Here is a 26,670-nt window from a genome sequence, read left to right on the forward strand (position 1 = left end):
GAAGCGGGAGCCCAGGCGGGCTCCCGACTGGTTCAGGCGGGGATCTCCGGCGCGCTGGCGGGGGGCGTTGTCAGGGTTTCGATCTGCAGGTTGGTCGCCAGCAGGGTCTTCAAGTCCTGCAGGTACTCCTCCAGGGGCGGTTCATCCAGCAGCAGGGCGAGCTCGTTACCCACCGGGGTGAGGCGGTAGTAGAGCAGGGTCAGGCCGCTCTGACGCTGGCGCAGTCGCCAATGCTGGTTGCCAAACGCGAGCTCGACCCCGTCCGCCGGCAGCGGCCCGGATTCGAGCTCCCCCCGGTGCAGCAGCCCCAGATCGAACAGCAGCAGCAGGGCGCTGTAGGGCACCCGGTATTTGCCGAGCCCCATGCGGGTGACCCTGGCACGGCTGAGCAGGCTGGCGCCCTTGTGCATGCCGAGCAGCAGGCGCTGCTCGTCGCTGCCCTCGTAGTGGCAGCAGAGGGCACAGATGCGCTGGAACAGCTGAGCCTCGCGCTGGGTCATCTCCTTGAGGGTGCTGAGGGCCCGGATGGAGAAGCGACCGGGGGTCGCCACTTCGAGCGCGAAGATCCGCCCCCACAGCTGCTGCATGGGCACCATGCTGATCTCCTCGGCCAGCTGCAGGAAGCGGGTCAGCCAGTCGCTGTCCATCTCGCCACCGGCGGCCGTCTCCTCGCAGTGGCGCGCCGCCATCACCATGATGGATTCCAGATTGCGCTGACGGGCGGCCTGATCCGCCAGCTGGCGGAAGGTGGCGCGCTGCTCGAAGGTGCTGTCGCTGTTGCGGGTCAGCATGCCATCGATGTTGCGGCTGCGGGCCAGGCGTAGGGTCTGCTCCTGACTGCTCAGAATGGAACTCTCTTTCTTGGGGGGCGGGAGATCGGCCATGCTGGCTCCGTGATGGCAGGGGTGGATCAGGCTGGTATTCAATGTTACCCCAAGCAGCCAAACGAGCAATCCCTCAGGCGGGGCTGGGCCCCCGATGTGCAGGCCCGATAACAAAATGGCCTCCCAAGGGAGGCCATTTTGGCAATCAATGAGATCAGGGTTTACTCCTCGTAGACGCTGACCTCGGTCGCCTCCATGGAGTAGGAGGCGGTGGCCATCTCGTGGCTGGAGCTGATGGTGCGCATCTTGCCCTTCACCCAGATGGCGTCCCACAGATCGTCCACCGGTGCGCCTTTGGGGTAGCTCACGTAGATCACCTGGTTGGTGGGGGGCGGCGGCACGTGGATGCAGGCGCCGAAGTAGGGCACCAGCAGGAAGGCGGTGATCTTCTTGGCGTCTCCCTCCAGCGGCACCACGAAGCCCGGGATGCGCAAGTCCTGGTTGTCCAGCTTCTTGTTCACCCCGCCGACCGGCTGCGGCACCGAGGCCAGGTTGCCGTCGTGGCTGACCTGGGGCGGCGGCAGCAGCTTTTCACCCTCTGGAATGAGCACATCCCAGTCGATTGTCTTGTAATCCACGGCATGGGCAGGCAATGCCAACACACCCAGCAGCAGCGCCAGCATTCTCCACATCGTCATCTTTCCTTTGGTCATCGTCATATCCGGATACTCATGCCATCGCTCAGGCTGTAGCGGTACGCGCGGGCGGCGGGCAGCAGCCCGATCACCATGCCCGCCAGCCACACCAGTCCCAGCAGTTGCCATTCGTAGGCGCTTGGCAGGCCGAGGCCAAGTTGCAGGCCATAGTGGCTGAGCAGCCAGGGGGTGGCAAGCAGTTGTCCGAGGTAGAGCACCCCGACCCCGAGGGCGATGCCGAGGGTGGTGAGGGCCATGGCCTCCAGCGCCAGCAGCAGGAACAGGTGGGACGGACCGGCGCCGAGGGAGCGCAAGATGGCGAGCTCACGGCGCCGTTCGTTGAGCCCCGCCAGCAGGGTGGTCAGCATGCCGATGAGGCCGGCCACCACCACGAAGCCGGCGATGACGGTGAGCGCCGTCTCCATCACGCTCATCATGCCCCACAGCTCCTGCAGGGCGGCTCCCGGCAAGATGGCCATCAGGGGTTCACCCGTGTAGGTGTTGATGCCGCGCTGCAGCTGGAACGCCAGGATCCGGTTGCTCAGGCCCACCATAAAGGCGGTGATGGTCTTGGGGGTGAGATCCTGGGCCAGCGCCTGCTTGGCGGTGACGTTCTTGCTGTGGCGACCGGTGTCCCAGCCGAGGTGGATGGCCTCGATACCGGCCAGCGGCACGTGCACGGTGCGATCGACCGGCGTGCCGGTCGGCGCCAGTATCCCCACCACCTTGAACGGCAGGTTATCGTGCTGGCTGAAGGAGGTGTTGCCGGCGCCGTGGGCGATGACGATGGACTGATCCAGCTTGTAGCCGAGCTTCTCGGCCACCTGGGCGCCGAGCACCGCCTCGAACGGCGTCTCGAATGGGCGGCCTTCCCGCATTTGCAGGGACTGCTGCTGGCCATATTTCAGGTGGCGGAAGTAGTCGCCGTTGGTGCCGAGCACCCGGAAGCCCTTGTGGGAGTCACCGAGGGAGAGGGGAATGGTCCAGGCGATGCCGGGGCGCTGCTTGATGGCCTGATAGGTGTCCCAGCCGACGTTGTTGGTGGGGTTGCCGATGCGAAACACCGAGTAGAGCAAGAGGTTCACCTGGCCGGAGCGGGCGCCGACGATGAGATCGGTGCCGGAGACGGTGTTGGCGAAGCTCTCGCGCGCCTCGGTGCGCACCCGCTCCACCCCGAGCAGCAGGGTGACGCTGATGGCCACGGCCAAGAGGGTGAGCCCGGCGGTGAGGCGGCGGGCCCAGAGACTTTGCAGGGCGAGTTTCAGCATGGCGACCTCCGCATCCTGGATGGCTGGCAGCCTGCCTGTACGGGCGCGCGTGGGCAGAGGTTCTGGTTAGCAGATCTCATCATGCCGCCCTCCGGTTGAGCTGTTGCAGGTTTTCCACCCGGGGGAAGAGGGGCTCGAGATAGGGGTCGTGACTGACGAAGATGAGGGTCGAGCCCTGTTTGTCGCACTCCTCGAACAACAGCTTGATGAAGGCGGCCCTGTTGTCGGTATCGAGCGCCGAGGTGGGCTCGTCGGCGATCACCAGGGGCGGGGAACCTATCAACGCCCGAGCGGCGGCGACCCGCTGTTGCTGGCCGATGCTCAGGGCATGGACCGGCCTGTGCAGCGCCTCGTCCGGCAGCTGCAATTCTCCGAGAAGGCGGCGGGCTTCCTGTTCTGGAGTACCGCGCAGGCGGGATCGCTTCTCCCGGGAGAAGCTGAGTGCCGTAGTGACATTGTCCAGCACGGATAAAAAAGGCAGCAGATTGAACTGCTGGAAGATGTAACCCAGATTGGCCGCCCGGAAGTGATCACGGGCACGGCCGGAGAGCTGGGCCAAGGGTTGGCCCAGCACCTCCAGGGTGCCGTGGTTGGCGGTCTGGATCCCGGCAAGCAGCCCGAGCAGGGTCGACTTGCCGGAGCCCGAAGGCCCCTTGATAAACACCCGCTCCCCTTGCGCGATACGCAGGGCGGGCAGATCGAGTACAGCCTCACCACCTGGCCAGGCGAAGGCCAGATCGCGGATCTCAACCACGGCTTTTGTCATGGGATCACCAGCTCAGCTTGTAGGCGGACGGGGTCAGCTCGGCGGCGGTCTGACCGGTGGGCAAGATGCCCTGCACGCTCAGCTTCTCCAGGCTCGGGTAGACGGTAAAGAGGGTGGCCTCCAGCCCGGTCAGCTTGGCCGGGGCCGCGCAGGTGTAGGTGTACATGGCGCCCATATCGGCGTGGCCGGTGTCGGTGTGACCTGCCTCATCGTGGTGGTGTTCATCCTTGGCGCCGTCAGACTTGTCATGGTCATGGTCATGGTCATGGTCATGGTCATGGTCATGGTCATGATCGTCCTTGGGGGCATTGAGCTCCTGCTGGGTCAGGGTGCAACCGGCGGCGGGATCGAAGCGGAACAGGGCATCCGGCTGCTTGAGCTGGGTCATTGCCTTGGCATATTGCGCCTTCTCCGCATCGTTCTTGGCGGCGTGTTCGAAGCCCACCAGATCGGCGGCGGGGGCCTGCAGCTCTATCATCAGCTGGTTGCCATCGAGCACCAGATTGAGGTGGCCGTGACCATGCTCGTGGGCACCGTGACCGTGACTCTCGTGTTCATCGTGATTCGCTTGTGCGCCAAAGGCGGCGGCCGCCAGCAACAGGGTGACTGCTTTCATCGTGATTCCTTTTAAAACCATTGATCGTTAAGGGAAATGTTTAAATGGTGAAACGCTGAAGCAGGGGAGGGGCACGGATGCTGTAGTGAGGGGTATCCAGACTCGAGACGCGGGTGATCTCGCTGGAGAGGGGTTGGTAGGCGACAAAGGGGTGGGCTGGGGCAAGGGAGTTGGGGGTCAGGGCCAACTTGCCATCCAGGTGGAGGGCGCAGATGAGGCAATGGTGGCTGTGATCGGGCAGATCAGCTTCCAGCGGATGCTGTGCCAGTGCCGGTTGCAACCACAACCAGCCCAGCAGCAGCAACCAGATTTTCAGCTTGGTACGACCCATAGACCCTTTTGGAAAGGGCGCCATCAGCGCCCCTTCTCTCTGATTCAGAGATGGGACTTGATGAGCCCCATCACCTTGGTGATGTCGGTGGCATCGAGCTGGCCATCTTTGGCGAACAGCACCTTGCCTTCTTTATCCAGCAGTACGATGGCCGAACTCTCCGGCGCGAGCGCCCAGGCATTACGGGCCATGCCCTTGGCATCCAGTATCAGCGCGGACCAGGGGAACTCTTTCTTGGTGTCTTCGGCACTGCTCTTCACGAAGCCGGAGGTTCCCCAGATGGCGTCATTGCTGTTGATGATGGTGACCGTCTGGTACTGATCGTGGGGCAGTTTGGCCGCCTTGATCGCCTCGATCATGGGGGCATTGAGCTCCTTGGCACTGGAGCGACCCGCGATGTGCTGGATCAGAAATACCTTGCCGGTCAGCACCTGGCTCTGCCACGGCTGGTAGCTGATCTCTTTGTCCTTCAGCACCAGCTCACCCTTGTCACTGATATTGACCAGCGGCACTTGGGCGGATTCCTTGATGTTGTGGGCCATGACCAGGCTTGGCAGCAGCGCCAGAGTAAGTACGAGATGTTTCATCCTGATGACACTCCTTTGTTATGTTATAACGATTTTATGATTGAGGGAATGGGGTAGTACTCATCCTAAACTGATCGGATGTGTTTAAAAAGTGTTAAATAAAATCGCAAATGATCAGGCGATGCTGCGTGTCAACGCAGAACGCTGGCTGGCGAGGGCGGCTAGAATGGCATGCGGCAGTTAATAATCAACCCGTTATTAACTGGTTTGAGGAGTCAAAGTCAGTAGAGCGGTTCGCTGACCAGCGGGATCTGGGCCATGGTCATCTGCTGGGCCAGCAGGGGGGAGCCGGTCAGCAAGACGTGGCGCTGATTGTCGATCACCACGGTATCCCCCTTCAGTCCGCTGTCGGCCGTGATGGCGAGCCAGGCTGGGGAGACGCTGCCGATGCTGATGTTCGGGTAGATGATGCTGAGCATATATTGCGGCGCCAGCTCGGCCAGCAGGCTGGCCATCAGCAGCGCCTTCTCGTCGCTGTCGGCCTTGTTGTCCTGCAGCGCCTGCAAGGGCGGGGCGAAGTGGTCCATCTGTTCCGGTGGGGTGGGGATGGCGTTCAACCACTCCTGCAGCAGGTTGATGCTGGTGGCCAGATCCTTGGCCGAGAACTGCTGGGCAAGCGGCTTCAGATCCCCCTTGAATTGATAGAATAACTGGGAATAATTGGGTCTCACACAGGGCAGTTTACGATTGGCCGGATGAACGCAGGGCAGCACCCGCATCTGGTAGAAGGCATCTTCCTGATACTGCTGATAGGCCTGCCAGAACTGGGTCGACTCCAGGCTGTTGTCGTGCAGGGTAAACGCCTGCTCCAGGTTGCGGAATTTGGTGGCGGTTTCGGGGCTGCTCTGATTGATCTGGTTGATGCTGCTGTAAAGCCGCGGGCTGATGTAGGAGTAGAGCGTCTCCAGCGGAAAGTTGAGGGAGGTGTCGATCAGCGTCATCTCGTGACGACTGGCGGAGATGACGCGCTCATCCGTGCTTAGCTGCAGGTGTTTCTGCTGGCCGTCGGCAGACTGCCATTGCCAGCTGAAGTTGACCTCGTGGGCGGCGGCTGAGCTAAGTGCCAGACTCCACAGCAGAGCTTGTGCCAGTTTCATGATGCTGCATCCTGCGCCGGGTAATACTAAACAACTAGGTTAGGCGGCAGAATTTGGATTGTTCCAATTGCACATAAGTTGGTAATGATTTGATAAGGCTTTAAATTTAATTTTGAAAATAAGTCACACGGGGAACCACCATGAAAGCTGTCGCCACCTTCTTTCTGCTATCGCTCTCGTTGCCGGCGGCAGCGGGTCAGGTTTTCGTCAATCAGGGCATGTCCACGGCCGACACCTTTGCCCTGCGGGATCAGCTGGCGCGGGAACATGAATGGCAGGAGTGGCTGCGTTTCCAGCAGGCGGTCAAGTGGCTGGAGGTGTTGCCGGTCAACTGCGATCTGGTGGGGGGCACGGGTGGGGATTACCGCTGTGGTGACAGCTACTATCGCCCCTATCGGCAGAATGGGCGCGACCTCTATATCCAGGGGGATCCGCCGGGCTCACGTTCGCAAAGTCACATAAAAAAGGCGCCATGAGGCGCCTTTTTTGCGAGGGATACGCTTACTTGGCGGCAGCGTAACGCTCGGCGGAGGTGACGATCTCGGCTTCGGCGGCAGCCTTGTCGCCCCAACCTTCAACCTTGACCCACTTACCTGCTTCCAGCTCTTTGTAGCGCTCGAAGAAGTGCTGGATCTGGGCTTTCAGCAGCTCGGGCAGATCGTTCACATCTTTGATGTGATCGTATTGCTTGGTCAGCTTGGAGTGCGGCACGGCCACGATCTTGGCATCTTCGCCAGACTCGTCGGTCATCTTCAGCACGCCGACCGGGCGGCAGCGAATGACGGAGCCAGCCAGCAGCGGGTAAGGGGTAGGTACCAGCACGTCGACCGGATCCCCATCCAGAGACAGGGTGGCGTTCACGTAGCCGTAGTTGCACGGGTAGAACATGGGGGTGGACATGAAGCGGTCAACGAAGATGGCACCGCTGTCCTTGTCGACTTCGTATTTGATCGGATCGGCATTCTGCGGGATCTCGATGATGACGTAGATGTCGTCGGGCAGGCTCTTGCCAGCCGGTACCAGGTTCAGGCTCATGACGTTTCCTTTGAGTGTTTGAGTCAAGTTTGCAGGCCGATATTATAGCGATGTCGCATCAAATGACCATATTTCGAGGGCAGTGCGACAGAGTTGGCTGCAGCCGGTCAGCTTGGGTCTGCCAAATTGGCGCCATCTTGCTAGAATGCTCGCTCTCTCTACAGGAACGGGAAGCGGTATGCATATTCACATCCTCGGTATCTGCGGCACCTTCATGGGCGGCGTCGCCGTGCTGGCCAAGCAGCTGGGTTATAGAGTCACGGGCTCCGATGCCAACGTCTATCCCCCCATGAGCACTCAGCTCGAGCAACAGGGCATCGAGTTGACCGAAGGCTATGACCCGTCCCAGCTCGATCCGGCGCCGGATCTGGTGGTGGTCGGCAACGCCATGAGCCGTGGCAACCCTTGCGTGGAATATGTGCTGGATCGCAACCTGCCTTATATCTCGGGCCCGCAGTGGCTGCTCGAGCATGTGCTGAAAGATCGCTGGGTGCTGGCCGTGGCGGGCACCCATGGCAAGACCACCACCGCCAGCATGCTGGCCTGGGTGCTGGAGTACGCCAAGCTGGAGCCCGGTTTCCTCATCGGTGGCGTGCCGGGCACTTTCCCGGTTTCCGCCCGCCTGGGGGACGCCCCCTTCTTCGTCATCGAGGCGGACGAGTATGACTGCGCCTTCTTCGACAAGCGCTCCAAATTCGTGCACTACCATCCGCGCACCCTGATCATGAACAACCTGGAATTCGACCACGCGGACATCTTCCCGGATCTCGCCGCCATCCAGCGCCAGTTCCACCACCTGATGCGCACCGTGCCGAGCAATGGCCGGGTGCTGTTCCCCCAAGCCGATCACAACCTCAGGGTCGTGCGCGAGATGGGCTGCTGGAGCGAGGTGGAGCTGGTGGGTCAGGACGACGCCAAGTGGAAGGCGGTCAAGCTGGCGGACGACGGCTCCGCCTTCGAGGTGTGGCTGGACGGCGCCAAGCAGGGCGAGGTGCACTGGGAGTGCATCGGCGAACACAACGTCAGCAATGGCCTGATGGCCATCGCCGCCGCCCGTCATGCCGGTGTCATGGTGGAGCACGGGATCAAAGCTCTGTGCCAGTTCAAGTCGCCGAAACGGCGGATGGAGCTCAAGGGTGAGGTGGCGGGGATCAGCGTCTATGACGACTTCGCCCACCACCCGACCGCCATCGACACCACACTGGGTGGCCTGCGTGCCAAGGTGGGCAAGGCCCGCATCCTGGCAGTGCTGGAACCACGCTCCAACACCATGAAGCTCGGGGTGCACAAGCAGGAGCTGGCCGCCTGCTTCGACGGCGCCGACGAGGTGTTCTTCTTCCAGCCGTCCAACATCGGCTGGGATCTGGGGGAGGTCACTGCCCACATGCGCCGTCCGGCGACCGTGTTCGGCGAGCTGGATGCCCTGATCGAGCGGCTGGTGGCCGAGAGCCGTCCGGGCGATCATATTCTGATCATGAGCAACGGCGGTTTTGGCGGCATTCACGACAAGCTGCTTGCCCGCCTCCAGCAAAAGATCGCGAACTAGCATGGATAAACAGATCACTCTGGCGCTGACGGGCGCCTCCGGCGCTCCTTATGCCCTGCGGCTGCTCCAATGTCTGGTACAAGCCGATTATCGGGTCTATCTGCTGGCCTCCTCGGCCGCCCGGGTGGTGCTCAAGACCGAGCAGCGGGTGGATTGGCCGGGGTCACCCAAGGAGCTGTCCGCCTACCTCTGTCGCCAATATGGCGCAAAAGAAGGGCAGATAGTGGCCTGCGGCAAGGAGGAGTGGTTCTCGCCGGTGGCCTCGGGCTCGGCGGCGCCGAAACAGATGGTGGTCTGCCCCTGCTCCATGGGCACCGTCTCCGCCATTGCCAACGGCGCCTCCGACAACTTGCTGGAGCGGGCGGCGGATGTGGTGATCAAGGAGCGCGGCCAGCTCATCCTGATGCCACGGGAGAGCCCCTTCTCCGCCATCCATCTGGAGAACATGCTGAAACTGGCGCGGCTAGGGGTGACCATCATGCCGGCGGCGCCTGGTTTTTATCACGAGCCCAAGAGCATCGAGGATCTGGTGGACTTCATGGTGGCGCGGATCCTCGACCATCTGGGGATAAAGCAGGATCTGACCCAACGCTGGGGTTATGCCCAGCCCTGAGCCGGGTAGAGGGCAGACAAACAAAAGCGGCGCCGACCTGAACAGTCCGGCGCCGCTTTTTATTGGCGAGGCGGGTTATGCAGCCTGAATGGGGGCCGTCACATATTTGAACAGAAAATCGGTCACCTCTTCCCGGGACGGGCGTTGAGGTTGATTGATCATCTGCATCATGACATAGCCAAACCCGGTCAGGGAGCGGGCCAGATCCTGCGCCGACAGCACGCTCTGGATCTCGCCACTGTCCATGGCGGCTTGCAGGTGGGGCGCGATGCGTTCCAGCGCCTTGTCCAGCAAGCGGGTATAGCGAGGCCATACCTCTTCGCGTACCGATGAGCTCCACTCCAGCCAGATACTGGCGTGGTCTGGCTGATCATAGGCCGCATCGACAAACATCTTCACGTGGCGGTGGATGCTGTCCCTGACTGGACCCTGGCCACTGTATGCCTGCTCGAGGATCTGTTGCACAAAGCCTTCGATCTCGGCCAGTACTTCATCGACCAGTTCTTCACGGGTGTTGAAGTAGTTGAACACGGTCGCGACCGATACCTTGGCCTGCTCGGCAATCTCGGCATGCCCCGCACGGCCGATGCCGCGACGGGAGAACACCTCGATGGCACATTCCATCAATTGATCACGGCGAGCCTCCGGCGAGAGCCGGGTCCGACGTCTTATTTCTGCGCGTGGTTCCATAGTTTTTTCATCTAATAGTTATTGATTATGGTGTTTATAGTATTGTCACCGATAATGCCAAAAGGCTCGCTAACTCTATCAATTAAAATAAGCCGATAAAAGCATCACGTATGCCTGACGCCCTCCGGTTGGAATGGTAGAATCTTCGGTTTTGATGTTAATGAACGGCCAATAACCCTTTGGCCATTAATGGAGTATGTGATGAAACACATTGTCGAGGTGATGATCTCCGAGGCCGACGTGGCCGCCCGGATCGCCAAACTGGGTGAAGAGATCACCGCCCGTTACCAGGGTTCGGATGAAGTGGTCATGATCGGCCTCTTGCGCGGCTCCTGCGTCTTCCTGGCCGATCTGTGCCGTCAGACCCAGCTGCCCGTCACCCTGGATTTTATGACCGCCTCCAGCTATGGCTCCGGTATGCACAGCACCCGTGACGTGCGCATCCTCAAAGATCTGGATGATGACATCAAGGGCAAGGATATCGTGATCGTCGAAGACATCATCGATACCGGTTACACCCTCAACAAGGTGCGCGAGATCCTCTCCCTGCGTGAACCCAAGTCCCTGGCCATTTGCACCCTGCTGGACAAACCGTCCCGCCGTGAAGTACAGGTGCCGATAGACTGGGTAGGCTTCGCCATTCCGGATGAATTCGTGGTGGGTTGTGGTATCGACTACGCCCAGAAATATCGTAACCTGCCGTTCATCGGCAAGGTTGTTCCGCAAGAATAAGCAAGGCTCGGAAGTGGCAAAGGCAGTATGGTGGTCCGCCATCACTGTCAGCAGGCGGCCTTGGCCGCCTTTTCTGTCTCGAGATGGGCGCATCATCCATCACAGGGGTTGCAATGAACGCATTGGAAATCACCGGCCTGAAAAAGACCTATCAGGGGGGCGTCGAAGCCCTTAAGGGCATCGATCTCAGCGTCAAGCAGGGGGACTTCTTCGCCCTGCTCGGTCCGAACGGGGCGGGCAAGTCCACCACCATCGGCATCATCAGCTCGCTGGTGAACAAGAGCGCCGGCAAGGTGAAGGTGTTCGGCTACGACATCGATGGCCAGCTGGAGCAGGCCAAGGCCCAGCTCGGTCTGGTGCCGCAGGAATTCAACTTCAGCATGTTCGAGAAGGTGAGCCAGATCATCACTCACCAGGCCGGCTTCTACGGCGTGCCGAGCGGCGAGGCCAAGGTGCGCGCCGAAAAGTACTTGCGCCAGCTCGATCTGTGGGACAAGCGCGACATGCCGGCCCGCACCCTCTCCGGTGGCATGAAGCGCAGGCTGATGATAGCCCGTGCCCTGATGCATGAACCCAAGCTGCTGATCCTGGATGAACCGACTGCGGGGGTGGACATCGAGATCCGCCGCTCCATGTGGCAGTTCCTGCAACAGCTCAACGAGCAGGGCGTCACCATCATACTCACCACCCACTATCTGGAAGAGGCGGAGATGCTGTGCCGCAACATCGGCATCATCGACAAGGGCCGTCTCATCGAGAACACCAGCATGAAGAACCTGCTGGGCAAGCTGGGGCGGGAGACCTTCATGCTGGACCTGGCCCCGGGATCGGCCATGCCGAACGTGCCTGAATTCCAGGGCCGCATGCAGGATGAACGTACCCTGGAGGTGGAGCTGGACAAGAGCCAGTCCCTCAACAGCCTGTTCGAACAGCTCTCGGCCCAGGGGGTGCAGGTGCAGAGCATGCGCAACAAGGCCAACCGGCTGGAAGAGCTGTTCGTCAATCTGGTGGAAGAGGGCCGCAAGGCATGAAGACCAACCCTAATTGCATCACCCTGGTGGAAGAGAGTCACAGCGCATGAACGCCAACACCTATTACATCGCCTTCAAGAGCATCCTGACCAAGGAAGTGGTCCGCTTCACCCGGATCTGGCTGCAGACCCTGGTGCCACCGGCCATCACCATGAGCCTCTACTTCGTCATCTTCGGCAACCTTATCGGGTCGCGTATCGGTGACATGGGGGGCTTCAGCTACATGGAGTTCATCGTGCCCGGCCTCATCATGATGTCGGTCATCACCAACGCCTACTCCAACGTCGCCTCCTCCTTCTTCAGCGCCAAGTTCCAGCGCAACGTGGAGGAGCTGCTGGTGGCGCCGGTGCCGAACTACGTCATCATCGCCGGCTATGTAGGCGGCGGCGTGGCCCGTGGACTCTGCGTTGGCCTCATCGTCACTCTGGTGTCGCTGTTCTTCGTGCCGCTGCAGATCCACCATTTGTTCAGCGTCTGCTTCACCGTACTGCTGACCGCCATCCTGTTCTCCCTGGCAGGGCTCATCAATGCGGTGTTCGCCAAGACCTTCGACGACATCAGCATCATCCCGACCTTCGTGTTGACGCCGCTCACCTACCTTGGCGGGGTCTTCTACTCCATCAGCCTGTTGCCCCCCTTCTGGCAGGGGGTCTCCCAGGTGAACCCCATCATCTACATGGTGAACGCGTTCCGTTACGGCTTCCTCGGCATCTCGGACGTGCCGCTCGGCACCGCCTACCTCATCATCATCGGCTTCATCGTGGTGTTCTACGCCCTGGCCTGGTGGCTCATCTCCCGTGGCACCGGCCTGCGGCACTGAGTATTCGAACCATGAAAAAGGCGCCTACGGGCGCCTTTTGTTTTGTGGACGTAATGGAGTCAGAGGACGGGGGCGTCGTAGGCTTCGGGCTCGTCGCTGTAAACGCAGACGTTCCATTTGGCCGCCAGGCCGTCATCGGCGAGGCAGTAACGCTCGAAGAAGGCCTTGATCTCGGCCCGCTGACAGTGGGCCTCGAAGCTCGCCATGTCGCGCCAGACCTCGTTGAACACGATGGGGAAGCTATCCCCTTCGGCGAAGGGGCTCGGGATGCGGCGGGTGACTATGTATTGCTGGCAGCCATCCTCGCGCAGGGTGTTGGGCTCCAGTCCCTGCAACACCTGGAACAGCGCCTGCTCCTGACCGGCCTTGGGCTGGAACTGGGCGATGCAATAAACCTTCTTGGACATCTCTTTCTCCTTGTCGGGACCTGTCAGGCCCCGAGCGTGACCACACAATTGTCGATGAGGCGGGCCTTGCCCAGATAGGCGGCCATCAGGATCACCAGCCGCTCGCTGGCCTCGGTGGCGGATTCGAGCGTATCGGCATCGACGATGTCGATGGCGTCGGTCCTGAAGCCGGCGTTATCGAGGCGCTGACTGGCCTGGGCCACCAGGGAGGGCAGGTGGTGATCCCCGGCCTCAATCTGCTCGGCTATCCAGTTCATGGTGCGTGCGAGCTCGGGGGCCAGCGCCCGCTCGCTCTCGGTGAGGTAGCCGTTGCGGGAGGAGAGCGCCAGCCCGTCCTCGGCCCGCACGGTCGGCACGCCGACGATCTGGACCGGCATGGCCATGTCGGCCACCATCTTGCGGATCAGCGCCAACTGCTGGTAATCCTTCTGACCGAAGCAGGCCACGTCCGGCTGCACCAGATTGAACAGCTTGGTGACGACGGTGCTGACGCCGCGGAAATGGCCGGGGCGCAGCGCGCCCTCCAGCAGGCCGGAGAGGCCGGGCACCTCCACGAAGGTCTGGCTGGCCAGCCCATGGGGGTACATCAGCTCCGGGGTCGGGGTGAACACCAGATCCACCCCGGCGGCGCGCAGGGCGGCGCAGTCCTGTTCCAGGGTGCGCGGGTAGTTGGTGAGATCCTCGGCCTTGTCAAACTGCAGGGGGTTGACGAAGATGCTGACGACCACCTTCTCACCGTGGCTGCGGGCCTCGTTGACCAGGGTCAGGTGGCCCTGATGAAGATTGCCCATGGTGGGCACGAATGCGATGGCACGGCCTTCGCGACGCCATTGATTGATCTGCTCACGCAGCGCGACGGGATTATTAACGACCAACATCAAGAGTTCACCTTCAGATACTTCAAAGAGAGACAAAATCGACCAGTTAAGAATGACGAAGCGGGGGCCTATGCCCCCGCTATTGCCCTGAGGCGTGCAATCAGTTGAAGCAGTGTTCGGGGCCGGGGAAGGTGCCCTCGCTGACCTGCTTCACATAGAGGCGGATGGCGGCATGCATGTCACCGGTCTCGGCCAGGAAGTTCTTGGTGAACTTGGGCACATAGCCGGAGGTGATGCCGAAGGCATCGTGCATGACCAGGATCTGGCCATCGGTGGCGGGGCCGGCCCCTATACCGATCACCGGGATGCGCAGCGCCTTGGTGATGCGATCGGCCAGGGCAACTGGCACGCATTCGAGCACCAGCAGCTGGATACCGGCAGCTTGCAGCTCGAGCGCATGGCGATACATTTCCTGGGCCTGGAACTCGTCGCGACCCTGGATCTTGAAGCCACCAAACACGTGCACGGATTGCGGTGTCAGGCCGAGGTGACCGCAGACCGGCACGCCGTTACGCGTCAGGTGGCGGATGCTGTCACACAGCCAGTCGCCCCCTTCCATCTTCACCATGCGGGCACCGGCGGCCATCAGGCGGGCGGCATTCTGGTAGGTCTGCTCGGGGGTGGCGTAGCTCATGAACGGCATGTCGCTGACCACCAGCGCCTTGCTGGTGCCACGCACCACGCAGCGCGTGTGGTAGACCATCTCATCCATGTTGACGCCCAGGGTGTCTTCACCTCCCTGCAGCACCATGCCGAGGGAATCACCGATGAGCAGCACCTGAGCGCCTTCGTCGTCGAACAGCTTGGCGAAGCTGGCATCATAGGCGGTGATGGCGGTGATTTTTTGCCCGTCCTGCTTCATTTTCAACAGGCTGGTGGTGGTTATCTTGCTCATAACGTTGCTCCTACTCCTCTACTCACCCGTGGCGCAGGCAAGGATCGCGAGACCATTGCGCGGGCAGCGGGCAACCAGTTCGGTGAGTGGGGTGCCGTAGGGCAGCACCAGGGCGGGTGCGAGCTCGGCAAGGGGGAGCAGGACAAACTCCCGCTCCTTCATGCCGTAGTGGGGAACGGTCAGGCGTTCATGCTGGATGACTTGCTCGCCGTACAGCAGCAGATCCAGATCCAGGGTTCTTGGCCCCCAACGCTCGTCCTTGCGCACACGTCCCTGTTCCAACTCGATTTTCTGCAGTTGATCCAGCAAGGCGAGGGGGCCGAGCCGGGTATGAAGTCGCACCACGGCATTGACGTAGTCCGGCTGGTCCGCAGGGCCCATGGGGCGGCTGCCGTAAAGTTGCGAGGCCTGTTGCAGCTCGGATTCCGGCAGCATCGCCAGGGCAGCGATGGCACGCCGGGCCTGGGCAATGGGATTGCCCAGGTTGGAGCCGATGGCAACGAAGGCCTCGATCATCAGAGTATCACTCGGCCGCTTTCGGTTTGCGGCGGCGGGGGCGACGGCGATTGCGGCTGTTGGTGCCACGTTTCTCACCGTCCCCGCTGTGCGGCTCAGCCGCCGGGGCGCGTTCACCGCTCGCCGGGCGACGGGTCGCTTCCCGTTGCAGCTGCGGGCGCACATCCGGATTGGAGGCCACGTAGCGCTCCCACCAGCTGGCAAGCTCGCCGAGGCCCCGTTCGACCCGGTTGCGCAGCAACAGGAAGTCAAAGGCCGCACGGAACTTCGGATGCTCCATGGCGCGCTCGGGGTGACGACCCTGGCGACGGGTCAGTCGCTGTTGCAGCGCCCAGATGTCCCGCACGTCCGTGGTGAAGCGGCGCGGCACGGCGATGATCCGTACCTGGGCGTCCAGCACCTCGTTGATGGCCAGCATGAAGGCATCGTGCCAAGGCAGGCCGCTCTCGTTTTCCAGCACCCGGGCACGGGCCTCGACGGCGCCCCACAGCAGGGTGGCGTAGAGGAAGGCCGGGTTGACCCGCTTGTCTTCACGGACCCGGTTGTCGGTGTCCATCAGCGCCTGCTCGATGAACTGCTCGAACGGCGAGCTGCCGTGCGGGGTGAGCAGGGCGGCGACCTGCGGGAACAGCGGCTGGAACAGCCCGTATTCCCTCAGCAGTTTGTAGGTCGCGAGGCCATCGCCGGCCAGGAACAGCTTGAGGGTCTCCTCAAACAGGCGCGCGGCCGGGATGTCCTGCAGCAGCGGCGCCAGCTCCTTGATGGGGGCGGCGGTGCGCGGGCTGATGGTCATGTCCAGCTTGGCGGCGAAGCGCACGGCACGCAGCATCCGCACAGGATCTTCCCGGTAGCGTGTCTCGGGGTCACCGATCAGCTCCAGCTTGCGCTGGGCGAGATCCTCGATGCCACCCTCGAAGTCGTGCAGGGTGAAGTCCTTGGCACTGTAGTAGAGGGCGTTGACGGTGAAGTCGCGGCGCTCGGCATCTTCTTCGATGGTGCCGTAGACGTTGTCACGCAGCAGCATGCCTTCATCAGACTGGGCCGACACGTGCTTGCTGGTATTGACCTGATGGTGGTGACCACGGAAGGTAGCCACTTCGATCACGTCACGACCAAAGACGATGTGGGCCAGGCGGAAACGACGGCCGATCAGGCGGCAGTTGCTGAACAACGCCTTGATCTGCTCCGGCGTGGCATCGGTGGCGATGTCGAAATCCTTTGGCGTTCTCCCGAGCAGAATATCCCGGACGCCACCACCCACCAGGTAGGCTTCGTAGCCCCCCTTGTTCAGGCGGTAGAGCACCTTGAGCGCATTCTCGCTGATCTCTTTGCGCGAGATGGGGTGCTGGTCACGGCTCAAGGTTCGGCGTTGACCGGCGACACGGGCTGGAATGGGAGACTCCATCGACTGCTCGCCGTCTTCCTTGCCGAGCACCTTGCGGCAAAAGTTTGCGATCTGGGAAAAAATGGTACACCTCTTCATGACTTCAAATTGACGGGAGGCCAAAAAATAGCGGCCTATCATAGCTCAGCCCTGACCAAATGAGAAACGATGCGGTCTGCTCACTTGGTTTGGACCTGCCTGCCTAAGAAATTGAGCGGTCTATTTATATCGCTCAGCCCTGACCAAATGAGAAACGGTGTGGTCTGCTCACTTGGTTTGGACCTGCCTGCCTAAGAAATTGAGCGGTCTATTCATATCGCTCAGCCCTGACCAAATGAGAAACGATGCGGTCTGCTTACTTGGTTTGGACCTGCCTGCCTAAAAAATTGAGCGGTCTATTCATATCGCTCAGCCCTGACCAAATGAGAAACGGTGTGGTCTGCTCACTTGGTTTGGGCCTGCCTGCCTAAGAAATTGAGCGGTCTATTCATATCGCTCAGCCCTGACCAAATGAGAAACGATGCGGTCTGCTTACTTGGTTTGGGCCTGCCTGCCTAAGAAATTGAGCGGTCTATTCATATCGCTCAGCCCTGACCAAATGAGAAACGGTGTGGTCTGCTCACTTGGTTTGGGCCTGCTTATCGGGATCCCATGACGATCTTTTGCTGGCGAGGGACTTGTGCCAGCCGCCAGTGGGCGATAGCCCAGGCGATGATCTCATCGACCTCGCCTTCTCTGAGCTCTGGCGGAGGACGTTGACCGAGAAACGCGAGCGCCTGCCACAGGGCCGGCCTGACGTCATCCAGCGCCAGTGCCGGCGCATGGTTCTGCTTGGACAGCTTGTTGCCATCTGCCAGCACCGCCAGCGGCAGGTGCACCCAGCCGGGCACCGTGGCTCCCAGGGTCTGGTAGAGCGCAATCTGGCGCACAGTAGGCTCCAGCAGATCGGCGCCGCGCACTATCTCGGTGATGCCGCTGTCCATGTCATCCACCACCACCGCCAGGTTATAGGCGTAGAGCCCGTCCCGGCGGCGAACGATGAAGTCCTCCTCTGCCAGCCCGGCGGGCACGGTAATCTCGCCTTGCAGCCCATCGTCGAAGCGGTAGACGGGGTGATGCTGGCGCAGGCGGGCGGCGCAATCTTGGGCCCCCAGCCCCAGTGTGCGGCAGTGACCGTTATAGAGGCCGCCGCTGGCCATGATCTCGCGCCGGGTGCAGCGGCACCAGTAGAGCGCCCCTGCCCGATACAGTTGCTCGATGATCTCGTCATAACGGGCGTGGCGCCGGCTCTGGAACATCGGCTCCCCATCCCAGTGCAGGCCGTGGGTTTCCAGGGTCTGGAGGATGAGGCTGCTGGCTCCCGCCATCTCTCGCGGCGGATCTATGTCTTCGATGCGCACCAGCCAGCGCCCTTGTTGCGATCTGGCCTGCAGGCAGCTGCCGAGGGCCGCCACCAGGGAGCCAAAGTGAAGCGGACCCGAGGGGGAGGGGGCGAAGCGGCCTATATAAGGACGAGGCTGGGAAGGGGGAACTGGGTTCACGGGCGTGGCGATTCGGGCAAGGGGTACATTGAGGCAGCATTTTGGGACGCTGCGGCCAAAAGCTCAATAAAAAAGGGAGCTCGCAGGCCCCCTTTTGTGCATCTGGACGGTCGGCATCAGCCAGCCATCTGCTTTTCCTTGATCTCGGCCAGCGTCTTGCAGTCGACGCAGAGGTCTGCAGTCGGACGGGCCTCGAGACGACGAATGCCGATTTCGATACCGCAGTGTTCGCAGTAACCAAAGTCGTCTTCTTCGAGCAGCAGCAAGGTCTTCTCGATCTTCTTGATCAGCTTGCGTTCGCGGTCGCGGGTCCGCAGTTCGAGAGCAAACTCTTCTTCCTGCGCAGCGCGATCGACTGGATCCGGGAAATTGGCAGCCTCATCCTTCATATGGTCAACGGTGCGGTCAACTTCCTGCATCAGTTGGTTGCGCCAGGCTCCCAGGATCTTGCGAAAATGTACCTTCTGTTGGTCATTCATGTACTCCTCACCGGCTTTGACCTGGTAAGGCTCTACACCCGCAATGGCCAGGGGGCCCAGAGATTTCCTGTTTTCGCCTGTTGGCATGCCCTGTCTCCTAATTCAGCACGCTACCCGTGCCATCCGTAAATTGAGGGCCGTATCTATAGCAGAAGGGTTAACCGGAGGCAAACAAGCCTTGCCAATTATGTTACCCACTCCAGTATTTATTCGCAGCCCTCGGGTCGCAGGTGGTCAGATTCAAATGGAATAAAACTCTGGGCCACCATGCCCTGCACCCCAACATGGGGGCGATAGCATAAAATTTCAACCCCTGCCGCCATTGCCTGCTCAACAAGCAGACTATAGTGCGGATCTATATGGGCTGCAGGACGCATCCGCTCAATCCCCGAGTGCAACACCATGAACAACAGCACGGCTCTGTGACCGGCCGCCTTCATGGCCATTAATTCACGCAAGTGCTTGGCGCCACGGCTGGTGACCGCATCGGGGAAGTAGCCCATGCCGGCCTGTTCCCGCTCATCCAGCAAGGTGACGGACTTCACCTCTATGTAACAGCGGGGCTTGTCATCGTCTTCCAGCAGCAGATCGATGCGGCTGTTCTCCTCGCCATATTTCACCTCGGTGCGCAGCCTGGCATAGCCCGTCAGCGGGGCGAGCAGCCCCTGTTCTATCAGCTCCCTGGCGATTTGATTCGCGCGCGCCGTGTTGACGCAGATGAAGTGCCCCGCCGGGCTCTCGGCGATCTCCCAACTGTGGGCCAGCTTGCGTTTGGGATTGCTTGATGTGGAGTACCAGACCCGGGTGCCTGGCAGGGCGCAGCCGGTCATGGCACCTGTGTTGGCGCAGTGGATGGTGATCTGCTCGCCGCTGTCGAGCAGGACGTCGGTCAGGAAGCGCTTGTAGCGGGCGATCAGTTGCCCGGACTGCAGGGGAGGATCGAAGATCATCGGCTTAGCTCCTCACTCTGCTGTGCTTTGTCTTTGGCGCGGGCCCGCAGCGGCCAGCAGGCCAGCGGCTCGTATTGCACTCCGTCCGGCGTGCTGGCGGATCGATAGAGGCAGAAGCGATCGGCGTGCAGCATGAAATCCGGTGCTGGCAGCTCGGCCGGGGCTTCGGCGGCCTTGCGCGACAGGGTGACGTGGGGGCGATAGCCCTGCTCGCCGTTGCCAAGTCCCAGCTTCTCGCCGTGGCGACGCAGCGCCCTGGCCAGCACGTTCAGCTCGTTCGGCCACTCGCTGGGCCCCACCCAGGCGGCCTTGGCGCGATTGAACCAGCCGGTCTGATCGAGCCGGACACTGAATGGCGGGCAGTGTTGCAGTTCGGCGGCCGCCATCAGCTGGACCAGGGTGGTCTCGTCGGCCTCCCCGAGAAAGGCCAGGGTCAGATGCAGGTTGATCTCCGGCACCGGCTGACCGGGCCAGGGACACCGCTCACGCCACGCGATCAGGGTGGGAGCCAGCTCGTGCAGAGGCAGGGCAAAGAAGAGTTTGGGCATGCGAGTCGTCGGTCCTCGTGGGCACAGTGGAATGGCCCATTCTATGGCAGCGAGCCGGCCCCTGTCTCGCCATCGCTGCCCGGCAATCCCTGGCTTATGGTGGCAACCGCCGTGTGGAAGCGCGCGCCGTAGCCTTAATGCCTGGGTTGTTGTGGTGCGCCTGCGACATCCGCTTATGGTCTTGGCGGATGCTATGGCAGAATGGACCCCGTTTTTAAGGTCGCCACAGAAGGTCTTCGCCGTTTTGTCCCAACTCCCCATCGTCTCGGTGCTGTCCGGGCTGTTTGATGCCATCGCTGCTCATCCGAGCGTGATCCTGCAGGCGCCCCCGGGCGCGGGCAAATCGACCCTGCTGCCGCAGGAGCTGGTGCGCCAAAACCGGCTGCCCGGTCGCATCATCATGCTGGAGCCCCGTCGTCTGGCGGCGCGCAACATTGCGAGCTTCCTGGCCCGTCAGCTGGGGGAGAAGGTGGGGGATCGTATCGGCCTGCGGGTGCGCGGCGAGAGCCGTACCAGTGCACAGACCCGGCTCGAGATAGTGACAGAGGGGGTGCTGACCCGGATGTTGCAGCAGGATCCCGAGCTGACGGGCGTCTCCCTGGTCATCTTCGACGAATTTCACGAGCGCAGCCTGCACGCGGACACCGCGCTCGCCTTTGCCATCGAGAGTCAGCAAGGGCTGCGGGACGATCTCAAGCTGCTGATCATGTCCGCCACCCTGGATGGCATGGCGCTTGAGCGCCTGCTGCCGGGCGCCCCCGTCATCCGCTCCGAGGGACGCGGCTTTCCCATCGACTATCACTATCGCCCCGCCAACCGTCAGCAGTGGCTGGAGCCGCAAGTCGGCGCCGTGGTGCTGGAGGCGCTGGCCAGTCATGCCGGCAGCGCCTTGGTGTTCCTGCCGGGGCAGGGGGAGATAGAGCGGCTGGCACAATGGCTGGAGGGGCGGTTGCCGGAGGACGTACGCCTCGCACCGCTCTATGGCCGCCTGGACATGGCGGCCCAGCAGGCCGCCATAGAGCCGGCCCCGGCGGGCCGTCGCAAGCTGGTGCTCACCACCAATGTGGCGGAGACCTCCCTCACCATAGAGGGGGTCTCCATCGTCATCGACAGCGGCCTGGAGCGGCGCGCCTCCTTCGACTTGAAGAGCGGCGTCACCCGGCTGGAGACCCGCCAGATCGCCAGGGCGTCCGCCACCCAGCGGGCGGGCCGCGCCGGCCGCCTCGGCCCCGGCGTCTGCTACCGGCTGTGGAGCAGTGAAGGGCAGGAGCGCCTCGCCGAGCAGAGCCCACCGGATATCCTGACCCAGGAGCTGACCGGCCTGTTGCTGGACGCCGCCCAGTGGGGCGCCAGGGTCGAGAGCCTGCCGCTGCTGGACATGCCTCCCGCCGCCGCCCTGGCCAGCGCCCAGCGGTTGCTGGTGGCACTCGGCGCCATGCGGCCGGAGGCGGATCGGCAACTCACCCCCGAGGGCAGAGCCATGGCGGCGTTCGGTACCCATCCCCGGCTCGCACGCCTGCTGCTGCGCGCGCGGGCGCTGGAGGCCGGGGGTCTGACAGGGATTGTCGCCGACGCGGCCTATCTGGTGGCGTTGCTGGAAGAGGATCTGCGAGGATCTGAGCGTCTCTCCGTGCTGTTCCATCGCCGGCAAGGAGCCCTGCGTCAGGGCGCCGCCCGCTGGTTCGAGCGCCTCGGCGCAAGGCCTGCGGTCGCCCAGGGTCAATGGCTCGGGCTGCTGTGCGCCCTCGCCTGGCCGGATCGGATCGGCAAGCTGCGCAGCGGTCAGCGTTATCAACTCAGTGGTGGGGTGAGCTGCGATCTGGTAGAAGGTCATCCCTGTCAGGGACAAGCGGCGATCGTCGCCGTGGAGATGGGGCAGAACGAGCGCGGCAGCCGCATCTTCATCGCCGAGCCGGTGGAGCTGGACGAGCTGGTGCGCCAACTGCCGGAGCTGGTGAGCGAGCGCCAGTGGTTCGACTGGGACGAGCGGGAGGAACGGGTGCGGGCCGAGCGCCAGCAGGTGATCGGCGAACTGGTGCTGAGCCAGCGGCCGCTGACGGATCTCTCCGACGAGCAGAAGGGGTGCTGCCTGCTGCAAGGGATCCGGCGCAAGGGGTTGCACGTGCTGCCCTGGGATGAGGGCAGCGAAGGGCTGCTGGCCCGGCTGCGCTGCGCCGCCGACTGGCTGCCGGACGAGGGCTGGCCCGCCATGGATGAGGAGAGCCTGCTGGCGCGCCTCGAGGAGTGGTTGCTGCCCGCCCTCGCGGGCATGAGCCGGCTGGAGCAGCTCAAGCGCCTCAATCTGGTGGACATATTGCGCCAGTCCCTGCCCTGGCCGCTGCCGAGGCGGTTGGACGAGGCGCTGCCGAGCCACTTCACCGCTCCCACCGGCAGCCGGGTGCGCATTCGCTATGAGCCGGGACAGGCGCCGGTGATCCCGGTGCGTATCCAGGAGATGTTCGGGCAAGGCACCACCCCCTGCGTGGCCGATGGCCGGGTGCCCCTGGTGGTGGAGCTGCTCTCCCCGGCCCAGCGGCCGCTGCAGATCACCGCCGATCTCGCCGCCTTCTGGGCCGGCTCCTACGGCGAGGTGAAGAAAGAGATGAAGGGGCGCTATCCCCGCCACTATTGGCCGGACAATCCGCTGGAGGCGATGCCGACCAGGGTGACCAAGAAGAAGATGGGGATCTAACCCTGACCCTCTCCCGACGGGAGAGGGTGGTGAATCAATGATCACGCCACTCAGGCGACACAACGCATAACGACGAATAACAAAGAGGATTCATGGCAACCCAAAGACGCAAGAGCGCGCCCAAGAAGGCGGCGCCCAACCGCACCATATGGCGCAAGCTGTTCTGGCTTGGCTTCAAGCTCTCCCTGGTGGTGGGCGCCTTCATGGTGGTCTTCGGTATCTATCTCGATACCAAGGTGCGCGAGCGCTTCGACGGTGAGAAGTGGCAGCTGCCGGTGATGGTCTACAGCCGTCCGCTGGAGCTCTACCCCAGCCAGCGTCTCTCCCAGGCCCAGATGCTGCGCGAGCTCAGCATGCTGAGCTACAAGCAGGTGCGCCAGCCCCACACCCCGGGGGAATATGCGGTCAACGGCAATCGCATCGATCTCATTCGTCGTCCGTTCGCCTTCCATGACGGTGCCGATGCGGCGCGCGGCCTGCGCCTGAGCTTCAACGGTGCGCGGCTGGAGGGGATCCAGTCCCTCGAGAACCAGCGTCAGCTCGGTTATGCCCAGATGGACCCTGTCTTGCTGGACCGCCTCAACACCGAGGATCGGGAGGATCGTCTGCTGGTGCGTATCGCCGAGGTGCCGGACAGCCTGCTGGTGACCCTGCTCACCACCGAAGATAGAGACTTCTATCAGCACGGCGGCGTCTCGCCGGTGGCCATCATGCGTGCCATGGTGGCCAACGTGCTGGCCGGCCGCACGGTGCAGGGGGGCAGTACTCTCACTCAGCAGCTCGCCAAGAACTTCTTCCTGACCCGCGAGCGCAGCCTGTGGCGCAAGGCGCAGGAAGCCTATATGGCGGTACTCATCGACTATCGCTACAGCAAGGACGAGATCCTGGAGGCCTACCTCAACGAGGTCTATCTGGGGCAGAACTTCTCCCAGGGGGTCTATGGCTTCGGGCTCGCCTCCTACTTCTACTTCGGCATCCCGGTCAACGAGCTGGACATCGATCAGGTGGCCCTGCTGGTGGGCATGGTGAAGGGGCCTTCCTATTACGATCCCTGGCGCTTCCCCGAGCGGGCCAAGGCACGCCGGGATCTGGTGCTCAAGTTGCTGATGGATCACGGCAGCCTGACCCAGCCGGAATATGAACTGGCCAGCAAGCAGCCGCTCGGCATCATCACCCGGGGCCAGATGAGCTATGGTCGCACCCCGGCCTTCATGGGCCTGCTCAAGCGCGAGATCCAGAGCCGCTTCGGCCCGGATCTGCTCAAGCAGTCCGGCCTCAAGATCTTCACCAGCCTGGATCCCATCGCCCAGCACGCCGCCGAGCAGGCGGTGGAGTCCGGTCTGGCCACCATCGAGAAGCAGCGTGGCAAGAAGAAGCTGGAGGCGGCCATGGTGGTCTCCGACTGGCACAAGGGCGAGGTGGTCGCCATGGTGGGGGGTCGGGATCCGCGCTACGCCGGCTTCAACCGGGCGCTGGATGCCCGCCGCCAGATCGGCTCCCTGGTCAAACCTGCGGTCTATCTGACCGGCCTCTCCAACGGCCTGACCCTGGGCACGCCGCTGAAAGATCAGCCGATCCGCATCCGTGGTCAGGACGGCCAGATCTGGACGCCCCAGAACTACGATCGCAAGTTCCGCCAGAGCGTGCCGTTGATGGAGGCGCTGGCCAGCTCCCTCAACGTGCCGACCGTCAACCTCGGCCTGCAGGTAGGCCTGGACAAGGTGGTGGACACCCTGCACAAGCTCGGCGTCTCCCAGGAGATCCAGCCCTATCCGTCCCTGGTGCTGGGGGCTGTGGCCCTGTCGCCGATGGAGGTGAACCAGATGTACCTGCCCATCGCCAACCAGGGGCTGACCCAGCCGCTGTCGGCCATTCGCGCCGTGGTGAACAGCGATGGCAGCCAGCTCTATCAGCACGATGAGGCCGCCAAGCGGGTGACGGATCCCCAGGCGAGCTGGCTGACCCTGTTCGCCATGACCAAGACGGTGAGCCAGGGCACGGCCCGCGCCCTGAGCGCCAAATTCCCCGGCGCCACTATGGCCGCCAAGACGGGGACCACCAACGAGCTGCGGGACTCCTGGTTTGCGGGTCTCGACAACAACGAGCTGGTGAGCGTCTGGGTCGGTCGTGACGACAACACCCCGGCCGGACTGACCGGGGCCAGCGGCGCTTTGCAGCTGTTCAGCGGCTACATGAGCCAGCGCGGGGTCAACAGCCTGAGCCTGAACATGCCGGAAGGGGTGAGCTGGGCCAGCTTCTCCCGCGCCAGCGGCGCCCGGGTCACCAACGACTGCCCCGGCAGTCTGCAGGTGCCGGCCAAGCTGGCGGGGCTGGGGGAACCCATGAGCTGCGCCAGCCCGGTCTCCAACCCGAACCCGGTCAATGCCCTGGACAACTGGTTCAACGGTTTCTTCAACTAACGAGGCGGGCGGCCTGGTCGCCCGTCTTCACGGAGTCGATATGACAGTGCCCCTGTTTGACGGCATTCATCACGTGGCCATCATCGCCAGCGACTATGCCCGCTCTCGCCGCTTCTATCACGAGCTGCTGGGGCTGCCCATCATCGCTGAGACCCTGCGTGCCGAGCGCGAGTCCTGGAAGCTGGATCTGGGCCTGCCGGACGGCAGCCAGCTCGAGCTGTTCAGCTTCCCGGCGCCGCCGGCGCGGCCCTCCCGGCCCGAGGCCTGCGGCCTGCGTCATCTGGCGTTTCGGGTGGGGGATCTGGAGCGGGTCATCGCCCATCTGCAGGCCCATCAGATCGAGGTGGAGCCGGTGCGGCTGGACGAGCTGACGGGCCGGCGTTTCACCTTCTTCGCCGACCCGGACGGCCTGCCGCTGGAGCTGTATGAGGTAGCGACTTCCGCTGCCTGAGTCATCTGCTGTAGAGGTTTTATCCAACAAAAAGCCGCCCGGTAAACCGGACGGCTTTTTTATGCGAGACTGGCAGCGCATCAGGCGGTGGTCAGCAGCGCCACCGCCACGGCCATCACCAGGATCCCGGCCCAGCCGATGGGCTTGAGCCGCTCGCCAAACAGCAAGAGACCGCCGAGCGCGGTACCGAGGATGCCGATGGCGCCCCAGGTGGCATAGGCGATGGCGAGATCTATCTTGCCGGTGCTCACCGCCTCCGAGAGCAGGGTGAAGGCGCAGAGCACCAGCAGGATGCCGAGAAAGCCCCAGCCCTTGTAGCGAAAGCCGACCGAGCGGTTGATCGCCATGTTGGCACAGATATCCAGCAGCGCCGCGCCGAGCACGATGATCAGGGGGTGCATACCGCCTCCTTCAGCTTGCTCGGGCCATTCTGGCTGCGCGGCTCCTCATGGGTTTCACCCAGGGTCACCATAACAATCCCCACTATGGCCAGCGCCAGACCGATCAGCTCCTGCGTGCCGAGGTCGTAATCCATGAACAACATGGAGACCAGGGTGATGAGGCCGATCCCCAGCCCCTCCCACAAGGCGAAGGCGATCCCAATAGAGATTGTTTTGGCGGCTTTGGCCAGCAACAGATAGGAGAGGGCGATGAGCCCCCACATGGGCAGATAGTTGAGCCATCCGGCTTCGTTGTCCGGGATCAGGGCCATGGTCGAGGTGCCCGCCACCTCGGTCAGGATGGCGCCGGTCAGAAAGATCCGGGCCAATAGCATGCGACTGATTAACATACGACGTCCTTTTGTGACTGCGACCCTGAGATGATAGCCGTGGTGACAGCCGGCTCGGGAATCGCTGA

General features: G+C 62.6%; 30 protein-coding genes. 9 read left to right on the forward strand and 21 right to left on the reverse strand.

Going from position 1 to position 26,670, the window contains the following annotated elements:
* Window positions 1–32 precede the first annotated feature (32 nt).
* From MM194_RS03780 to MM194_RS03815, 8 genes are all read right to left on the reverse strand, one after another.
* Window positions 33–884 carry a TIGR03899 family protein gene (locus MM194_RS03780; RefSeq protein ID WP_241342709.1) on the reverse strand — a complete coding sequence of 284 codons (852 nt, stop codon included), beginning with the start codon at window positions 882–884 and terminating at the stop codon, window positions 33–35.
* A 161-nt stretch (window positions 885–1,045) separates the two neighbouring features.
* Window positions 1,046–1,522 (reverse strand): DUF3299 domain-containing protein, encoded by a 477-nt coding sequence (locus MM194_RS03785; RefSeq protein ID WP_033128957.1) that lies wholly within the window; start codon window positions 1,520–1,522, stop codon window positions 1,046–1,048.
* Between the two features lie 17 nt (window positions 1,523–1,539).
* Complete coding sequence (locus MM194_RS03790) at window positions 1,540–2,787, reverse strand: ABC transporter permease (protein ID WP_241342710.1); 1,248 nt, start codon at window positions 2,785–2,787, stop codon at window positions 1,540–1,542.
* Window positions 2,788–2,866: 79 nt separating this feature from the next.
* Window positions 2,867–3,553, reverse strand: a complete 687-nt coding sequence (locus tag MM194_RS03795; RefSeq protein WP_241342711.1) for an ABC transporter ATP-binding protein — start codon at window positions 3,551–3,553, stop codon at window positions 2,867–2,869.
* 4 nt (window positions 3,554–3,557) lie between these two features.
* The gene (locus MM194_RS03800) at window positions 3,558–4,169 is read right to left on the reverse strand and encodes a DUF2796 domain-containing protein (RefSeq protein WP_241342712.1); all 612 of its coding nucleotides are present in this window, start codon (window positions 4,167–4,169) and stop codon (window positions 3,558–3,560) included.
* 40 nt (window positions 4,170–4,209) lie between these two features.
* Entirely contained in the window at window positions 4,210–4,500 is a 291-nt protein-coding gene (locus tag MM194_RS03805; protein WP_241342732.1) for a hypothetical protein, read from the reverse strand.
* A 44-nt stretch (window positions 4,501–4,544) separates the two neighbouring features.
* Window positions 4,545–5,087: a YtfJ family protein gene (locus tag MM194_RS03810; RefSeq protein ID WP_033128798.1), complete on the reverse strand. Its 543-nt coding sequence runs from the start codon at window positions 5,085–5,087 to the stop codon at window positions 4,545–4,547.
* 221 nt (window positions 5,088–5,308) lie between these two features.
* A complete protein-coding gene (locus MM194_RS03815) occupies window positions 5,309–6,184 on the reverse strand; it encodes a hypothetical protein (protein ID WP_241342713.1) in 876 nt (291 codons plus the stop codon).
* A gap of 140 nt (window positions 6,185–6,324) precedes the next feature.
* Here MM194_RS03815 and MM194_RS03820 point away from each other — a divergent pair, with 140 nt between their 5' ends.
* Window positions 6,325–6,660: a hypothetical protein gene (locus tag MM194_RS03820; RefSeq protein WP_241342714.1), complete on the forward strand. Its 336-nt coding sequence runs from the start codon at window positions 6,325–6,327 to the stop codon at window positions 6,658–6,660.
* Between the two features lie 25 nt (window positions 6,661–6,685).
* Here MM194_RS03820 and ppa read toward each other — a convergent pair whose 3' ends face one another.
* Window positions 6,686–7,219, reverse strand: a complete 534-nt coding sequence (ppa, locus tag MM194_RS03825) for an inorganic diphosphatase (RefSeq protein ID WP_033128795.1) — start codon at window positions 7,217–7,219, stop codon at window positions 6,686–6,688.
* A 178-nt stretch (window positions 7,220–7,397) separates the two neighbouring features.
* On the opposite strand from ppa, the gene mpl reads away from it, so the two are divergent.
* The gene (gene mpl / locus MM194_RS03830) at window positions 7,398–8,765 is read left to right on the forward strand and encodes a UDP-N-acetylmuramate:L-alanyl-gamma-D-glutamyl-meso-diaminopimelate ligase (RefSeq protein ID WP_033128794.1); all 1,368 of its coding nucleotides are present in this window, start codon (window positions 7,398–7,400) and stop codon (window positions 8,763–8,765) included.
* Window position 8,766: 1 nt separating this feature from the next.
* Window positions 8,767–9,378 (forward strand): flavin prenyltransferase UbiX, encoded by a 612-nt coding sequence (locus MM194_RS03835; protein ID WP_033128793.1) that lies wholly within the window; start codon window positions 8,767–8,769, stop codon window positions 9,376–9,378.
* Between the two features lie 75 nt (window positions 9,379–9,453).
* On the opposite strand, the gene MM194_RS03840 is transcribed toward MM194_RS03835, so the two are convergent.
* Window positions 9,454–10,068: a TetR/AcrR family transcriptional regulator gene (locus MM194_RS03840; protein WP_347006493.1), complete on the reverse strand. Its 615-nt coding sequence runs from the start codon at window positions 10,066–10,068 to the stop codon at window positions 9,454–9,456.
* A gap of 201 nt (window positions 10,069–10,269) precedes the next feature.
* On the opposite strand from MM194_RS03840, the gene hpt reads away from it, so the two are divergent.
* The 3 genes from hpt (at window position 10,270) to MM194_RS03855 (ending at window position 12,651) form a co-directional block, all read left to right on the forward strand.
* Window positions 10,270–10,800 (forward strand): hypoxanthine phosphoribosyltransferase, encoded by a 531-nt coding sequence (gene hpt, locus MM194_RS03845; RefSeq protein ID WP_033128791.1) that lies wholly within the window; start codon window positions 10,270–10,272, stop codon window positions 10,798–10,800.
* A gap of 113 nt (window positions 10,801–10,913) precedes the next feature.
* Window positions 10,914–11,831: an ABC transporter ATP-binding protein gene (locus MM194_RS03850; RefSeq protein WP_241342717.1), complete on the forward strand. Its 918-nt coding sequence runs from the start codon at window positions 10,914–10,916 to the stop codon at window positions 11,829–11,831.
* 46 nt (window positions 11,832–11,877) lie between these two features.
* Window positions 11,878–12,651, forward strand: a complete 774-nt coding sequence (locus MM194_RS03855) for an ABC transporter permease (RefSeq protein ID WP_033128789.1) — start codon at window positions 11,878–11,880, stop codon at window positions 12,649–12,651.
* Window positions 12,652–12,710: 59 nt separating this feature from the next.
* Here MM194_RS03855 and MM194_RS03860 read toward each other — a convergent pair whose 3' ends face one another.
* The 9 genes from MM194_RS03860 to thpR form a co-directional block, all read right to left on the reverse strand.
* Window positions 12,711–13,058: a putative quinol monooxygenase gene (locus tag MM194_RS03860; RefSeq protein WP_033128788.1), complete on the reverse strand. Its 348-nt coding sequence runs from the start codon at window positions 13,056–13,058 to the stop codon at window positions 12,711–12,713.
* A 23-nt stretch (window positions 13,059–13,081) separates the two neighbouring features.
* Window positions 13,082–13,936, reverse strand: coding sequence for a pantoate--beta-alanine ligase (panC, locus tag MM194_RS03865; protein ID WP_033128787.1), 855 nt, complete (start codon window positions 13,934–13,936; stop codon window positions 13,082–13,084).
* Between the two features lie 100 nt (window positions 13,937–14,036).
* Window positions 14,037–14,831: a 3-methyl-2-oxobutanoate hydroxymethyltransferase gene (panB, locus tag MM194_RS03870; protein ID WP_033128786.1), complete on the reverse strand. Its 795-nt coding sequence runs from the start codon at window positions 14,829–14,831 to the stop codon at window positions 14,037–14,039.
* A gap of 18 nt (window positions 14,832–14,849) precedes the next feature.
* Complete coding sequence (gene folK, locus MM194_RS03875; protein WP_241342719.1) at window positions 14,850–15,347, reverse strand: 2-amino-4-hydroxy-6-hydroxymethyldihydropteridine diphosphokinase; 498 nt, start codon at window positions 15,345–15,347, stop codon at window positions 14,850–14,852.
* A 7-nt stretch (window positions 15,348–15,354) separates the two neighbouring features.
* On the reverse strand, window positions 15,355–16,830 hold the full coding sequence (gene pcnB / locus MM194_RS03880) for a polynucleotide adenylyltransferase PcnB (protein WP_052100803.1): 1,476 nt from the start codon (window positions 16,828–16,830) through the stop codon (window positions 15,355–15,357).
* 539 nt (window positions 16,831–17,369) lie between these two features.
* Entirely contained in the window at window positions 17,370–18,272 is a 903-nt protein-coding gene (gene gluQRS, locus MM194_RS03885; protein ID WP_241342722.1) for a tRNA glutamyl-Q(34) synthetase GluQRS, read from the reverse strand.
* Window positions 18,273–18,388: 116 nt separating this feature from the next.
* A complete protein-coding gene (gene dksA / locus MM194_RS03890; protein WP_005329052.1) occupies window positions 18,389–18,838 on the reverse strand; it encodes an RNA polymerase-binding protein DksA in 450 nt (149 codons plus the stop codon).
* A gap of 119 nt (window positions 18,839–18,957) precedes the next feature.
* Window positions 18,958–19,701, reverse strand: coding sequence for a DNA/RNA nuclease SfsA (sfsA, locus tag MM194_RS03895; RefSeq protein WP_033128783.1), 744 nt, complete (start codon window positions 19,699–19,701; stop codon window positions 18,958–18,960).
* The gene (thpR, locus tag MM194_RS03900; RefSeq protein WP_033128782.1) at window positions 19,698–20,249 is read right to left on the reverse strand and encodes an RNA 2',3'-cyclic phosphodiesterase; all 552 of its coding nucleotides are present in this window, start codon (window positions 20,247–20,249) and stop codon (window positions 19,698–19,700) included. The genes sfsA and thpR overlap by 4 nt, the downstream gene beginning before the upstream one ends.
* Before the next feature lie 244 nt (window positions 20,250–20,493).
* On the opposite strand from thpR, the gene hrpB reads away from it, so the two are divergent.
* From hrpB to MM194_RS03915, 3 genes are all read left to right on the forward strand, one after another.
* Window positions 20,494–22,941, forward strand: a complete 2,448-nt coding sequence (hrpB, locus tag MM194_RS03905) for an ATP-dependent helicase HrpB (protein WP_241342724.1) — start codon at window positions 20,494–20,496, stop codon at window positions 22,939–22,941.
* Between the two features lie 92 nt (window positions 22,942–23,033).
* Window positions 23,034–25,361, forward strand: a complete 2,328-nt coding sequence (gene mrcB, locus MM194_RS03910) for a penicillin-binding protein 1B (RefSeq protein ID WP_033128780.1) — start codon at window positions 23,034–23,036, stop codon at window positions 25,359–25,361.
* Window positions 25,362–25,401: 40 nt separating this feature from the next.
* A complete protein-coding gene (locus MM194_RS03915; protein WP_033128779.1) occupies window positions 25,402–25,812 on the forward strand; it encodes a VOC family protein in 411 nt (136 codons plus the stop codon).
* An 80-nt stretch (window positions 25,813–25,892) separates the two neighbouring features.
* Here the strand turns inward: MM194_RS03915 and MM194_RS03920 are convergent, their stop codons facing one another.
* The gene (locus MM194_RS03920) at window positions 25,893–26,213 is read right to left on the reverse strand and encodes an SMR family transporter (RefSeq protein WP_033128778.1); all 321 of its coding nucleotides are present in this window, start codon (window positions 26,211–26,213) and stop codon (window positions 25,893–25,895) included.
* On the reverse strand, window positions 26,201–26,602 hold the full coding sequence (locus MM194_RS03925) for an SMR family transporter (RefSeq protein WP_241342726.1): 402 nt from the start codon (window positions 26,600–26,602) through the stop codon (window positions 26,201–26,203). The genes MM194_RS03920 and MM194_RS03925 overlap by 13 nt, the downstream gene beginning before the upstream one ends.
* Window positions 26,603–26,670: the final 68 nt, after the last annotated feature.

It is taken from the genome of Aeromonas sp. MR16 (assembly GCF_022549315.1).
GTDB lineage: Bacteria > Pseudomonadota > Gammaproteobacteria > Enterobacterales > Aeromonadaceae > Aeromonas > Aeromonas aquatica.

What these genes read in the sequence shown, in the direction of transcription:
- MM194_RS03780 (WP_241342709.1), bottom strand. Translation starts at nt 884, where the DNA reads ATGGCCGATCTCCCGCCCCCCAAGAAAGAGAGTTCCATTCTGAGCAGT.
- MM194_RS03785 (WP_033128957.1), bottom strand. Translation starts at nt 1,522, where the DNA reads ATGACGATGTGGAGAATGCTGGCGCTGCTGCTGGGTGTGTTGGCATTG.
- MM194_RS03790 (WP_241342710.1), bottom strand. Translation starts at nt 2,787, where the DNA reads ATGCTGAAACTCGCCCTGCAAAGTCTCTGGGCCCGCCGCCTCACCGCC.
- MM194_RS03795 (WP_241342711.1), bottom strand. Translation starts at nt 3,553, where the DNA reads ATGACAAAAGCCGTGGTTGAGATCCGCGATCTGGCCTTCGCCTGGCCA.
- MM194_RS03800 (WP_241342712.1), bottom strand. Translation starts at nt 4,169, where the DNA reads ATGAAAGCAGTCACCCTGTTGCTGGCGGCCGCCGCCTTTGGCGCACAA.
- MM194_RS03805 (WP_241342732.1), bottom strand. Translation starts at nt 4,500, where the DNA reads ATGGGTCGTACCAAGCTGAAAATCTGGTTGCTGCTGCTGGGCTGGTTG.
- MM194_RS03810 (WP_033128798.1), bottom strand. Translation starts at nt 5,087, where the DNA reads ATGAAACATCTCGTACTTACTCTGGCGCTGCTGCCAAGCCTGGTCATG.
- MM194_RS03815 (WP_241342713.1), bottom strand. Translation starts at nt 6,184, where the DNA reads ATGAAACTGGCACAAGCTCTGCTGTGGAGTCTGGCACTTAGCTCAGCC.
- MM194_RS03820 (WP_241342714.1), top strand. Translation starts at nt 6,325, where the DNA reads ATGAAAGCTGTCGCCACCTTCTTTCTGCTATCGCTCTCGTTGCCGGCG.
- ppa (WP_033128795.1), bottom strand. Translation starts at nt 7,219, where the DNA reads ATGAGCCTGAACCTGGTACCGGCTGGCAAGAGCCTGCCCGACGACATC.
- mpl (WP_033128794.1), top strand. Translation starts at nt 7,398, where the DNA reads ATGCATATTCACATCCTCGGTATCTGCGGCACCTTCATGGGCGGCGTC.
- MM194_RS03835 (WP_033128793.1), top strand. Translation starts at nt 8,767, where the DNA reads ATGGATAAACAGATCACTCTGGCGCTGACGGGCGCCTCCGGCGCTCCT.
- MM194_RS03840 (WP_347006493.1), bottom strand. Translation starts at nt 10,068, where the DNA reads ATGGAACCACGCGCAGAAATAAGACGTCGGACCCGGCTCTCGCCGGAG.
- hpt (WP_033128791.1), top strand. Translation starts at nt 10,270, where the DNA reads ATGAAACACATTGTCGAGGTGATGATCTCCGAGGCCGACGTGGCCGCC.
- MM194_RS03850 (WP_241342717.1), top strand. Translation starts at nt 10,914, where the DNA reads ATGAACGCATTGGAAATCACCGGCCTGAAAAAGACCTATCAGGGGGGC.
- MM194_RS03855 (WP_033128789.1), top strand. Translation starts at nt 11,878, where the DNA reads ATGAACGCCAACACCTATTACATCGCCTTCAAGAGCATCCTGACCAAG.
- MM194_RS03860 (WP_033128788.1), bottom strand. Translation starts at nt 13,058, where the DNA reads ATGTCCAAGAAGGTTTATTGCATCGCCCAGTTCCAGCCCAAGGCCGGT.
- panC (WP_033128787.1), bottom strand. Translation starts at nt 13,936, where the DNA reads ATGTTGGTCGTTAATAATCCCGTCGCGCTGCGTGAGCAGATCAATCAA.
- panB (WP_033128786.1), bottom strand. Translation starts at nt 14,831, where the DNA reads ATGAGCAAGATAACCACCACCAGCCTGTTGAAAATGAAGCAGGACGGG.
- folK (WP_241342719.1), bottom strand. Translation starts at nt 15,347, where the DNA reads ATGATCGAGGCCTTCGTTGCCATCGGCTCCAACCTGGGCAATCCCATT.
- pcnB (WP_052100803.1), bottom strand. Translation starts at nt 16,830, where the DNA reads ATGAAGAGGTGTACCATTTTTTCCCAGATCGCAAACTTTTGCCGCAAG.
- dksA (WP_005329052.1), bottom strand. Translation starts at nt 18,838, where the DNA reads ATGCCAACAGGCGAAAACAGGAAATCTCTGGGCCCCCTGGCCATTGCG.
- sfsA (WP_033128783.1), bottom strand. Translation starts at nt 19,701, where the DNA reads ATGATCTTCGATCCTCCCCTGCAGTCCGGGCAACTGATCGCCCGCTAC.
- thpR (WP_033128782.1), bottom strand. Translation starts at nt 20,249, where the DNA reads ATGCCCAAACTCTTCTTTGCCCTGCCTCTGCACGAGCTGGCTCCCACC.
- mrcB (WP_033128780.1), top strand. Translation starts at nt 23,034, where the DNA reads ATGGCAACCCAAAGACGCAAGAGCGCGCCCAAGAAGGCGGCGCCCAAC.
- MM194_RS03915 (WP_033128779.1), top strand. Translation starts at nt 25,402, where the DNA reads ATGACAGTGCCCCTGTTTGACGGCATTCATCACGTGGCCATCATCGCC.
- MM194_RS03920 (WP_033128778.1), bottom strand. Translation starts at nt 26,213, where the DNA reads ATGCACCCCCTGATCATCGTGCTCGGCGCGGCGCTGCTGGATATCTGT.
- MM194_RS03925 (WP_241342726.1), bottom strand. Translation starts at nt 26,602, where the DNA reads ATGTTAATCAGTCGCATGCTATTGGCCCGGATCTTTCTGACCGGCGCC.